This window comes from Stenotrophomonas sp. P5_A9 (assembly GCF_056400525.1).
On the sequence record NZ_JBFULC010000030.1, the window covers coordinates 36058 to 43229 of the forward strand.

Consider the following 7172-nt stretch of genomic DNA (forward strand, 5'->3'; position numbering starts at 1 on the left):
GGGATGCGTCCCTAACGCGGACTCAGCCGGATCGCCAGCAGCTCGCCGCCACCGCGCAACGCAAATCGCTTGCGCGCGCCAGCGGCCAGCCACGCGGTGTCACCCGCCTCCAACGGTGGCATTCCGGCCTCCCCCTCGAACGCGGCCTGGCCGGCCAGCAGGTGAATCGCCCAGGCCACCGCGGGCTCGGTGAAGAAGAACATGCTGCCCACCAACGGTCGGTGCAGTAGCGCTGCATCGAGCGTGTCGCGCCGCCACATCAGGTTGAAATCGTGGGTGAGGCCATCGACCAGCTCGCCGCTGACCTGCGCCTCGCCGGCAAAACGCAGCCGGTCGTGCGGGGGCGACAGTGTATGTACCGTGCCATCCGCGAAACGCAGACGCAGCCCTTCCCCACGCAGCAGCACCAGCTCGCGCTCGATGCCGGGGAACGCGGAAAACGCCGCGTCCTGTTCGATCTCGGCAATCGACAAGCGCACCTGCCAGCCATCATTGTCCGGCACGCGCAGGATTTCTCGGGTCCAGCCCATGCCGTTGCGCCAACGTTCGCGACGGTATTCGAAACTGGGAATGACGCGCGTGGCCGCGCTCAGGACGGTATCGGTCGACATGCCGCCATTGTGCCCCAGCACGCTCAGCCGGCGCTGCCACCGCAGTCCGGTCCGAGCAGCTGCGAGCGCGCCAGCCAGTCCTTGTCGGGGTAGTAGGCGAACACCATCGCACCGCCGCGCAGGCTGTCGATGAGCGGCTTGGCCACCGTGAGGCGTACTGCCGGGCAGCCCAGGCTACGGCCGAGGCGGCCCTGCAGGCGCGCCATGGTCGGGTTCACGTACGGCGCCCCGTGGATGACGATGGCGCGGTCGCGCGCATGGTCGTTGAAGCCCGGCTCCAGGCCTTCCAGGCGCAGCGAGTAGCCGTTGCCGCCCATGTAGGTTTCCTTGGCGGTGAACGCGCCCAGGCTGGACATGAAACTGCCGTCGCGGTTGGAGAAGTGCTCGGTCTGGTTGCCACCACTGTTGCGGCCATGCGCCACCCATTCTTCGAACAGCAGCTTCTGCCGGGCCAGGTCGAACACCCACATGCGCTGCTGGGTCGAGGGCCGCGAATAATCGATCACGCTCAGCCGGGTCGGATCGATGCCCAACTCCGGCCGACGCAGCGCACACGACATCGCCTTGGCGGCCAGCTGCAGGACCTTGCGGTCCGCGCCGGGCGCGGCGCGGGCGAGCATGTCGGCCAGCTGCGCCGGCGGCAACGTCCCGGCCGCCACTGCCGGGGCAGCCTCTACCGCGGCGGCCGACGCGGTCAGCGCCAGCCCGCACAGGGCATTCCAGGAAAAGGTGGACACACGCATCAACGGCATACCCGCAGGACCCATGCCTACAAGGTGGACCCGCCAGCGTCGGATTCCAACACCGGCTGCAGGTTCTGTTCATCGGCCTCCGGACGCACCGCCGGCAGGCTGGTGACCAGCAGGGTGGTGCCCGGCACCAGCGCCTTGTAGAGCTGCTCGGCGAATTCCGGCGGCAGCGCCATCGGCAGGCTGGGCGTGGCCAGCAGGTCCGGGCTGGCATTGCCGGCGCTCTGCCCGAGCAGCGGATAGGCGGTCCACTTGTGCAGGCGCTGATGGGCGTCCAGCGGGCTGGGCACATCCGAGTAGCCCTGCTGCATCACGAACAAGGTGGTGCCCTCGAACGCCGGCAGCGCCTTGGCCTGCAGCCGCGATTCGCCGATCAGTACCCCGTCGCGCAACACGTACAGGCGCTGGTCGTGCAGGCTTACCAGGATGCCGACCTGCCCGCTGGGGGCGGCCGCATCGTTCCAGTAATGCTCCRGCGCAGCGGTGGTTTCCACCAGCGGCTTGCCGGTGCTGTTGACCGGCGCCAGCACCGCCGGATAGGCCAGCGTCATCGGCGCGCTCTTGGCATCGGCCACCACCACGGTGTCGCCGCGCTTGGTTTCGCCGAACAGCTTCTGCGCGAACGCCTGCGGCAGGCGCACGCAGCCATGCGAGGCCGGGTGCCCGGGCAAGCTGCCGCCGTGCAGGGCGATGCCGTCCCAGGTCAGCCGCTGCATGTAGGGCATCGGCGCGCTGTTGTAGAGGTTGGACTTGTGGTCCTTGTCCTTCTGCAGGATGGTGAATACGCCAGTCGGGGTTTCGTGCCCGGTCTTGCCCGAGCTGATCGTACTCAGGCCGATGGCGATGCCGTTGCGGTACACGTAGGCGCGCTGCTCATCCAGGCTGACCACCAGCACGATCGGACCGGCCGGGGAGATTTCCGGATGCTACAGGAACTGGCCAGGCTTCAGATCGGTGGGACCGCGCGGCGCGGCAACGGCCTTCGCGGCGGCGGTGCTGGCGGGCGGCGTGGCGGTCGCGGCAGCAGCCGAGCCCATACCGGCGGCGAACAAGGTGGCCAAGGCCAGGGTAAGCAACGCGCGGCGTGGCGCCATGTGGTTCATTCCATGCAGTGATGCGACGACGCTACACCAACGCGCTGCATGAATCAGGTGTTGGCGTGGGTGTGCACGTCGCCCAAAAGAAATTGCCCGGCCACGCATCCCTGCGCAGACCGGGCAATCGTCACGTCCTTGTCGGCGTCCAGCCTTCCCCCTGTGCATCCTGCCCAGTGTGGGTCCGGCCATGCTCCCTGCACTCGGCCGTAAATCGTTCCGCCATCGCAGCCCTTCCCGGGTCTGGATGCCACCGTCCAGGTGGATCCGCGCCACTCCTTCCGCGCCGCATCCGTGCGCACCGCTTCCCTGCGTGTGTCGGTGTCATCGCGCGTCCTGCGCGGCGACCAGTGACCAGCTCCCTGCCCGTCCCCGACCTGTCCTGTTGGTCATCGCCTTGGTACGGCTGCCGGCAACGCCCTCCTGGGCGGTTCCGCCGCGGGGCTCTTCATGACCCCCGCCGTCATCCGTTGTCGATTCCGTTCGACCGTTGCTGTCCCTATCCCCTTCACCCGTGCCAGATCCTCGATCCGGAGGAAAGGTCCGTGTTGTCGCCGGTACGCGACGATCGCGTCGGCCTTGCGTGGCCCCACGTTCGTCAATCCCTGCTGCAGCGTCGACGCATCAGCCGTATTGATGTCGATGCGGTCGGCCGCGTGAGCGGCTCCCATCAACAGCAGTCCCAGCGCAAGCGCCTTCCACGAAAACCAAGGCCCCACCGTGCTACTCCTTGTGGCTCGGAACCGGTGCCTGCCGGCTATCCCGTCGGAGGCTCCAGCATCCCTCGCCACATACACACAGCCTATCGTCCACAACGCCTTCACACAGCCAGCCAAATACCTGACGTGATGTAGGGAAATCCCTACCCCGACCAGCGGCGTAGAATGTGACGACTAGCCAATGCCTCCGGAGTGTCAGATGGACAGCACCAAACTCGGCCAATTCGTCAGTGAGAAGTGGGACAGCGAAATCGTCCCGCAATTGGTCGATTACATCCGTATTCCCAACAAATCGCCGATGTTCGACGCAGATTGGGTGGCCAATGGGTACATGGAGCAGGCCGTCACCCTGATGGAAACCTGGGCCCGGGCCCAGAACCTGCCGGGCCTGAGCGTGGAGGTGGTGCGCCTGGAAGGCCGCACGCCGCTGCTGCTGCTGGAAATCCCCGCCTCCGGCGCCGAGACCGGCGACGACACCATCCTGCTCTACGGCCATCTGGACAAGCAGCCGGAAATGACCGGCTGGGACGACGACCTCGGCCCGTGGGTGCCGGTGCTGCGCGGCGACAAGCTGTACGGCCGCGGCGGCGCCGATGACGGCTATGCGATGTTCGGCTCGCTGGCTGCCGTGCTGGCACTGCAGGAACAGGGGCTGCCGCACGCGCGTTGCGTGGTGCTGATCGAAGCCTGCGAAGAATCGGGCAGCTACGACCTGCCGGCCTACGTGGACCACCTGGCCGACCGCATCGGCAAGCCGTCACTGGTGGTGTGTCTGGATTCGGGCTGCGCCAACTACGACCAGCTGTGGTGCACCACCTCGCTGCGTGGCCTGACCGGCGGCAATTTCTCGGTCAAGGTGCTCAACGAAGGCGTGCACTCCGGCGATGCCTCCGGCGTGATTCCGTCCAGCTTCCGTCTGCTGCGCCAGCTGCTGTCGCGGATCGAGGACGAGAACACCGGCCGCATCCTGATCGACGGCATGAACGTGGACATCCCGGCCGAGCGCCTGGAACAGGCCAAGCGCGCCGCGGACGTAGTGGACACCGCGATCTTCGAGAAATTCCCGATGGTCGACGGCCTCAAGCCGATGAACGAGGACCTCACCGAACTGGTGCTCAACCGCACCTGGCGTCCGGCGCTGTCGGTCACCGGCGTGGACGGCATGCCGCCGCTGGCCTCGGCCGGCAACGTGCTGCGCCCGCACACCGCGGTGAAGCTGTCGCTGCGCCTGCCGCCGACCGCCGATGGCAAGGCCTGCGGCGAGCTGCTCAAGGAGGCCCTGCTGCGCGATCCGCCGAACGGCGCCGAAGTGAAACTCGACCTTGAAAAGGCCTCCAGCGGCTGGAACGCACCGGCGATGGCGCCGTGGCTGACCCAGGCGATCGATGCTGCCAGCCAGACCTTCTTCGGCAAGCCGGCGATGTACATGGGCGAAGGCGGCTCGATCCCGTTCATGGGCATGCTCGGCGAGAAGTTCCCCGGCGCGCAGTTCATGATCACCGGCGTGCTCGGCCCGCATTCCAACGCCCATGGCCCGAACGAGTTCCTGCATATCCCGATGGGCAAGAAGGTCACCTCGTGCGTCTCCAAGGTGATCAGCGAGCATTACGCGGCCAGCCTGCGCGGCGAGACCAGCGGTTCGCCGGTGGCCGCCGACAGCGGCACCCGCCACGGCGGCCACGGCTGCTGCTGAGCGCACACGGCGTGACGGACGCAGCCTGGCCTTGCTAGGCTGCGTCCACCCTCCGAAGGCGCAAATGGCATGAACGGACTGTTCGGCAGCACCAGCTGGCTCTACATCATCCTGGTCGGCTTCGTGGTCGGCCTGCTCGGGCGCTTCTTCATGCCCGGCAACAACCGCATGGGCTGCCTGCTGACCATCGTGCTCGGCATCGTCGGCGCACTGCTGGCCGGCTGGTTCGGCCAGTACATGGGCTGGTATGCCGCCGGTGAGCCGGCCGGCTTCCTCGGCGCGATACTCGGTGCAGTGGCCGTGCTTGCCGTGCTGCGCCTTGTCAGCGGCAACGGCAAACGCTGAGCCCGCCCTCCCCTCTTTTCCCTGGCGCCTGCACGGTGCCGCTTCGACGTACCCGTCCATGAACGATCCCGCTTCCGATCCCCTGCGCGCCGACCTCCGCCGCCAGTGGGCCAGTACCGCGCTCAACGACCCGCACCTGGCGCTGGACCGGGCCTCGGTCGACGCCGGTTTCCGCAGTTACTGGCGCACCACCAGCACGGCCGGGAGCCACATCGTGATGGACTCCCCGCCCGGGCTGGAAGACGTGCGCCCGTGGCTGCGCATGCATGACCTGCTCGAACCCAACGGCGTGCGCGTACCGCGCGTGCTCGAGCGCGATGTCGAGCAGGGCTTCCTGCTGCTGGAAGACCTCGGGGGCCCGACGCTGGCGCGGCATATCGACGACGACAATGCCGACGCGTGGTTCGATGCCGCCTTCGCACAGCTGATCCGGCTGCAGCAGATTCCGGTGCCCGAGGGTATGGGGTCGTTCGGCGAGGCGCTGCTGCAGCGTGACGCCGGGCTGTTCGACGAATGGTTCCTGCAGCGCCATCTGGGCCTGCAGCTGGACTGCGGCGAACTGGAACAGCTGCAGTGGGTGCATCGCCGGCTGATGGACAACGCACTGAACCAGCCGCAGGTGCTCACCCACCGCGACTTCATGCCGCGCAACCTGATGCCGGTCGACGCCGGTCCGGCCGTGCTGGATTTCCAGGACCTGGTGCGTGGGCCGATCGCCTACGACCCGGTCAGCCTGTTCAAGGATGCATTCCTGAGCTGGCCGTTGGAGAAAGTGGATGCCTGGCTGGCGCGGTACCACGCCCAGGCATTGGCCGCAGGCCTCCCGGTGCGCCCGTGGCCGCAGTTCCTGCGCGATGCGGACTGGATGGGCGTGCAGCGCCACCTCAAGATCCTCGGCCTGTTCGTGCGCCTGCGCGACCGCGATGGCAAGGGCCATTACTTCGACGACGCGCCGCGTTTCATCCGTTACCTGGACGAAGTGCTGCCGCGCCATCCCGAACTGGCGGCGCTGGATGACCTGCTCCAGCAGCGCATCAAACCCGCGCTGGCGCAGCTGGCCGGCCCAATCCCGGCACGCCCATGAAGGCACTGATTTTCTCGGCCGGCAAAGGCGAGCGCATGCGCCCGCTGACCCTGCATACACCCAAGCCGCTGCTGGTGGCCGGTGGCAAGCCGCTGATCGAATGGCACCTGGAGCGTCTGGCGGCGGCGGGCGTGGAGAACGTGGTGATCAATACCTCATGGCTGGGCGATCAATTCGCGTCCGCGCTCGGTGACGGCGCGCGCTGGGGCCTGCGCCTGCACATCATCGACGAGGGCGCGGTGCCGCTGGAAACCGGCGGCGGCATCCTCAACGCGCTGCCGGTGCTCGGCGATGCGCCGTTCCTGGTGGTCAACGGCGATGTGTGGACGGACGTGGACTTCGGCACGCTGCCGCGTGATCCCACAGGGGATGCGCACCTGGTGCTGGTCGACAACCCGGCGCAGCATCCGCGCGGCGATTTCATCCTGCGCGGCGATGGCCAGGTCAGCGATGACGGCGAGGCCGCGCGGCTGACCTATGCCGGCATCGGCGTGTATCGGCCGCGGATTCTCGATGGGTGGCGCGCGGTCATCGGCGATACCCCCGGCGCGGCTGCGCAGCCGCCGCAGTTCGGGCTGGCGCCGCTGCTGCGGCATGCCATCGCGCAGGGCCGCGTGAGCGGGCAGCACCACCGCGGGCGATGGACCGATGTGGGTACGCCGGAGCGTCTGGCGCAGCTGGACGCGCAGCTGCAATACCCGCACGGGTAACACCGCGGACACCCCCTGGGCGACCCGCTGGTAGAGCCGACCGTTGGTCGGCTGCTGGGCTGGTAGAGCCGACCGTTGGTCGGCTGCTCTCCGCCCCGCTGGTAGAGCCGACCGTTGGTCGGCTGCTCAGGACACGGCCCCCCACCGTGTAGAGCCGACCGTTGGTC

7 protein-coding genes and 1 pseudogene are annotated in these 7172 nt (G+C 67.9%); 4 read left to right on the top strand and 4 right to left on the bottom strand.

Features of this window, described 5'->3' with window-relative positions:
* Positions 1–11: 11 nt before the first annotated feature.
* The 4 genes and pseudogenes from AC1DR7_RS11430 to AC1DR7_RS11445 all read right to left on the bottom strand — a co-directional run bounded on the left by AC1DR7_RS11430 (position 12) and on the right by AC1DR7_RS11445 (position 3278).
* Positions 12–611 (bottom strand): HutD/Ves family protein, encoded by a 600-nt coding sequence (locus AC1DR7_RS11430; protein ID WP_457320417.1) that lies wholly within the window; start codon positions 609–611, stop codon positions 12–14.
* 23 nt (positions 612–634) lie between these two features.
* Positions 635–1354, bottom strand: coding sequence for a murein L,D-transpeptidase catalytic domain family protein (locus tag AC1DR7_RS11435; protein WP_457320419.1), 720 nt, complete (start codon positions 1352–1354; stop codon positions 635–637).
* 26 nt (positions 1355–1380) lie between these two features.
* Positions 1381–2454: pseudogene (locus AC1DR7_RS11440) on the bottom strand (L,D-transpeptidase).
* Positions 2455–2843: 389 nt separating this feature from the next.
* Positions 2844–3278 carry a ComEA family DNA-binding protein gene (locus AC1DR7_RS11445; RefSeq protein ID WP_457320421.1) on the bottom strand — a complete coding sequence of 145 codons (435 nt, stop codon included), beginning with the start codon at positions 3276–3278 and terminating at the stop codon, positions 2844–2846.
* A 94-nt stretch (positions 3279–3372) separates the two neighbouring features.
* Here AC1DR7_RS11445 and AC1DR7_RS11450 point away from each other — a divergent pair, with 94 nt between their 5' ends.
* The 4 genes from AC1DR7_RS11450 (at position 3373) to murU (ending at position 7005) form a co-directional block, all read left to right on the top strand.
* Complete coding sequence (locus AC1DR7_RS11450) at positions 3373–4866, top strand: M20 family metallopeptidase (RefSeq protein ID WP_478051957.1); 1494 nt, start codon at positions 3373–3375, stop codon at positions 4864–4866.
* A gap of 69 nt (positions 4867–4935) precedes the next feature.
* Entirely contained in the window at positions 4936–5211 is a 276-nt protein-coding gene (locus AC1DR7_RS11455; RefSeq protein ID WP_256775735.1) for a GlsB/YeaQ/YmgE family stress response membrane protein, read from the top strand.
* A 58-nt stretch (positions 5212–5269) separates the two neighbouring features.
* Positions 5270–6295 carry an aminoglycoside phosphotransferase family protein gene (locus AC1DR7_RS11460; RefSeq protein WP_457321193.1) on the top strand — a complete coding sequence of 342 codons (1026 nt, stop codon included), beginning with the start codon at positions 5270–5272 and terminating at the stop codon, positions 6293–6295.
* Entirely contained in the window at positions 6292–7005 is a 714-nt protein-coding gene (gene murU / locus AC1DR7_RS11465) for an N-acetylmuramate alpha-1-phosphate uridylyltransferase MurU (protein ID WP_457321191.1), read from the top strand. The genes AC1DR7_RS11460 and murU overlap by 4 nt, the downstream gene beginning before the upstream one ends.
* Positions 7006–7172 lie beyond the last annotated feature (167 nt).